The organism is Promicromonospora kroppenstedtii DSM 19349 (genome assembly GCF_000515355.1).
In the GTDB taxonomy this organism is placed as follows: Bacteria; Actinomycetota; Actinomycetes; order Actinomycetales; family Cellulomonadaceae; genus Promicromonospora; species Promicromonospora kroppenstedtii.
Genome location: NZ_KI911663.1, coordinates 4159 through 7712, shown reverse-complemented (window position 1 = coordinate 7712; position 3554 = coordinate 4159). Strand labels below are relative to the sequence as shown.

Below are 3554 nucleotides of genomic sequence, written 5' to 3'. Positions count from 1 at the left end.
CCGACGTCGGCGAGCCGGTCGTCGAGGTCCGCGTCGGCGACGAACCCTGGACGCCCGCCGGTCAGGAACCGCTGGTCCTGTCCGACGGCGTGCACACGGTCACCGCGCGCGCCGTCGACGAGGCGGGGCGGGAGCGCCGCGTCGTCCGCGAGGTCAGCGTGGACACCCGGCCGCCGCGGACCACGGTCACGACCAGGCGGCTCGGCCCGCGGGGCGTCGAGATCAACCTCGCCGCCGTCGACGACGTCTCGGGCGTGGACAGCATCCGGTGGAAGGGGCCCGACACGTTCTGGGCCACGTTCGCCGAGCCGTTCAGCCGGGCGCTGTCCGACGTGCCCCAGGTGATCGAGTTCGCCGCGACCGACCGGGCGGGCAACCAGGAGCCGGTACGCACCCTGGTGCTCCCGCCCGCGGACGCCGACTGACCCACCCGCGTGTCAGACGTACGGGTCACCCGGGTGACCTGTACGTCTGGCACGGCCGGCCGGTCGATGTCAGTGCCGGCGTCTACCGTCGGGCCATGAGCGACCTCCGGCCCTTCACCGTCCACGTCCCCGACCAGGTCCTCACCGACCTGCGCGACCGCCTGGCGCGCAGCCGGATCCCCGCCGACTCGCCCCGGCGTCCGCCGTCCGGCATGACGGCGGCCTACCTGCGCGAGCTCGTGGACCACTGGATCAGCTGGGACTGGCGCGCGCGGGAGGCCTGGCTGAACGCCCACCCGCAGTTCGTCGCCACGATCGACGACGCGGACGTGCACTTCGTGCACCGGCGCTCCGCGGAGCCGGACGCGCCCGCGCTGCTCGTGATGCACGGGTGGCCGCACACGTTCGCCCTGCAGCTCGACTTCGCGGACCTGCTGCCCGACTTCCATGTCGTGGTGGCGAGCCTGCCCGGCTTCGCGTTCTCGACGCCGTACGCGGACGACCCGATGTCCGAGAAGCGGCTGGCGGGCACGATGCACGCGCTGATGACCGACGTGCTCGGCTACGGGCGGTACCTCACCTACGGCGAGGACGTCACGGCGAACGTCAGCGACCTCATCGCGGCCCGGTACCCGGAGCACGTCGCGGGCATCGTCGCCACGCACGCGCACTTCCCGACCACGTCGGAGCGGGCGGCGCTCGAGGACCCCGAGGCCCGGAAGTTCTTCGACGGCATCGCCGCGCGGCACCAGACCGACGGCGCCTACGGCCACGTCCAGGCCACGCGGCCCGACACGCTCGCCACGGCCCTCAACGACTCCCCCGCCGGGCTGCTGGCATGGCTCACCGAGAAGCTCGTCGAGTGGAGCGACACCCCGCCCGGCGACCCGCGCGCGGTGGAGCAGCGCATCTCGCGCGACCGGATCCTCACCGAGGCGACGATCTACTGGGCCACCCAGACCATCGGATCGTCGTTCCGGCCCTACTACGAGGGGGCCGACCAGCCCGGCCCGATCGCGCCGACGACGGTACCGGCAGCGGTGTTCGTCCAGCGGCACGAGGCCGGCTACCCCGAGTCGCTCGCGCGCCGCCACTACCTCGACCTGCGCGTGTTCGACCGCCTGGAACAGGGCGGTCACTTCACGGTGGGCGAGGTGCCCGAGGAGATGGCGGCGCGCGTGCGGGCGTTCGTCCGGTCGGTCGGCCCGAGCTGACCGGGTCAGGCCTTGGGCTCGAGCCGGATCACCGGGAACTTGCGGTCGGTGTGGGTCTCGTACACCTTGGCGTCGGGCCAGTACGCGGCCCAGATCCCGTAGAGCCGCTCCCACTCGGGCGACGTCGGGCGCACGACCGTGGTGGTGGCCCGGAGGGTCTGGTCGCCCACCTCGATGGTGGTCTCGCCGGCGCCGTCCTCCACGTTGGCCACCCACGTCGGGTCCTTGGGCGCGCCGCCCATCGAGCCCACGACCAGGTAGGCGTCGCCGTCCGTGGCGGCCACCAGCGGTGTCACGTACTGCTTGCCGCTGACGCGGCCCACGTGGTGCAGCAGCACCAGCCGCTTGCCCAGGAAGTGCCCGCCGGCGACGTCCTCGCCGAGCACGCCCGCGTTCGCGCGGAACGCCTCGATGACCCCGGTGTTCATGTCTGTCATGTCGTCCTCCAGAGACCTGTGCCGACCCCCTGGCCGACCAAACGGACTTTACCCCGCTTACGCTCCGCCGGATAGCATCCGGACATGAGCACGCCGATGACGTGGGGCACACCGCGGCCGGAGCGGGCCGACGCCGCGCGCAACCGGCAGCTGCTGCTCGCCAGCGCGCGGGAGCTCCTGGCAGAGGTGGGGCCCGAGTGCCTCACGATGGACCTCCTCGCCGAGCGCTCCGGGCTCGGCAAGGGCACGGTCTTCCGGCGGTTCGGGTCGCGGGCGGGCATCTTCCAGGCGCTGCTCGACGATGCCGAGCGCGACCTGCAGCAGCAGGTGCTCAGCGGTCCGCCGCCGCTCGGCCCCGGGGCGCCGCCGGTCGACCGGATCGTCGCGTACGGCACGGCCCGGGTGCGGTTCCTCGCCGAGCACCACGCCGTCGCCCGCGCCACGCTCGACGGGCGCCACGCGGCCGGGCGGCGTCGGCCGCTGTCCGAGATCCACCTGCGGGTGCTCCTGCGGGAGGTGGACCTGCCGGGCGCAGACATCGAGGTGCTCGCGGGCCAGCTCGCGTACGCGCTGGACGGCCCGCTGCTGCTCCGGCTCTTCGCGGGCCCGGAGCTGGCAGGCCCGGAGCCGACGGCCCGGTTCGAGGCGGGCTGGCGCGACCTGGTCGAGCGGGTGTGCGGGGTCTCCGGGGTGTAACCAAGCCGCCGGTCGAGCCCGACGAGACCCCGGTCGCGACAAGCCCAGCGCGCATCAGGCGTGCGTCGGCGCCTCGTGCCGGGCGTGCTCTGCCGGTTCGAGCTGGAACGTCGAGTGCTCCACGCGCACGTCGAACTGCGTGGCCACGCACTTCTGCAGGGCGTCGAGGACGGGCGGCGCCTGCCCGTCGCGGAAGCACACGTCGCGCACCACGACGTGGGCGCTGATGGTCGGCAGTCCTGTCGCGACGAGCGACGCGTGCAGGTCGTGGACCTCCTCGACGTGCTCCACCTCCAGCAGCCGGGCCCGGACCTCGTCCAGGTCCATGCCGGGCGGGGTCGACTCCAGCAGCACGCTCGCAGAGTCGGCCAGCAGCCGGGCGGCCCGCGGCAGGATCAGCACGGCGATGACCAGGCCGGCGACGGCGTCGGCGCGCTGCCAGCCGGTCGTCGCGATCACGACGGCGGCCGCGATCACCGCGACCGAGCCCAGCGCGTCGTTGACCACCTCCAGGAACGCGGCGCGCAGGTTGAACGACTTCGAGCGCCCGCCCGCGAGCACGAGCAGCGCCACGACGTTGCCCACCAGGCCGACGACGCCGAACACCAGCAGGCCCGGACCGGGCGCCTCCGCCGGGCCGAACAGTCGGCTCACGCCCTCGATCAGCGCGTAGACGCCGACGGCGAGCAGCACCGCGGCCTGGGCCAGCGCGGCCAGGATCTCGGCGCGACGGAACCCCCAGGTGCGACGCGGTGACGGCGGCCGCAGCGCGAGCGACGCCG

General features: G+C 73.9%; 4 protein-coding genes and 1 pseudogene. 3 read left to right on the top strand and 2 right to left on the bottom strand.

Going from position 1 to position 3554, the window contains the following annotated elements; genetic code table 11:
- Nucleotides 1-425 (top strand): annotated as a pseudogene (locus PROKR_RS11700) (glycosyl hydrolase); the annotation flags it as partial.
- 95 nt (nucleotides 426-520) lie between these two features.
- The gene (locus PROKR_RS11695) at nucleotides 521-1639 is read left to right on the top strand and encodes an epoxide hydrolase family protein (RefSeq protein ID WP_036963374.1); all 1119 of its coding nucleotides are present in this window, start codon (nucleotides 521-523) and stop codon (nucleotides 1637-1639) included.
- Between the two features lie 5 nt (nucleotides 1640-1644).
- On the opposite strand, the gene PROKR_RS11690 is transcribed toward PROKR_RS11695, so the two are convergent.
- A complete protein-coding gene (locus PROKR_RS11690) occupies nucleotides 1645-2076 on the bottom strand; it encodes a nitroreductase/quinone reductase family protein (protein WP_036963370.1) in 432 nt (143 codons plus the stop codon).
- Between the two features lie 84 nt (nucleotides 2077-2160).
- On the opposite strand from PROKR_RS11690, the gene PROKR_RS11685 reads away from it, so the two are divergent.
- Nucleotides 2161-2772, top strand: coding sequence for a TetR/AcrR family transcriptional regulator (locus PROKR_RS11685; protein ID WP_036963368.1), 612 nt, complete (start codon nucleotides 2161-2163; stop codon nucleotides 2770-2772).
- 54 nt (nucleotides 2773-2826) lie between these two features.
- On the opposite strand, the gene PROKR_RS11680 is transcribed toward PROKR_RS11685, so the two are convergent.
- Nucleotides 2827-3554, bottom strand: a 728-nt coding sequence (locus PROKR_RS11680) for a cation diffusion facilitator family transporter (RefSeq protein WP_036963366.1), incomplete at its 5' end; no start/stop codon positions are given.

Coding starts and splice junctions, on each gene's coding strand:
- PROKR_RS11695 (WP_036963374.1), top strand. CDS start 521: ATGAGCGACCTCCGGCCCTTCACCGTCCACGTCCCCGACCAGGTCCTC.
- PROKR_RS11690 (WP_036963370.1), bottom strand. CDS start 2,076: ATGACAGACATGAACACCGGGGTCATCGAGGCGTTCCGCGCGAACGCG.
- PROKR_RS11685 (WP_036963368.1), top strand. CDS start 2,161: ATGAGCACGCCGATGACGTGGGGCACACCGCGGCCGGAGCGGGCCGAC.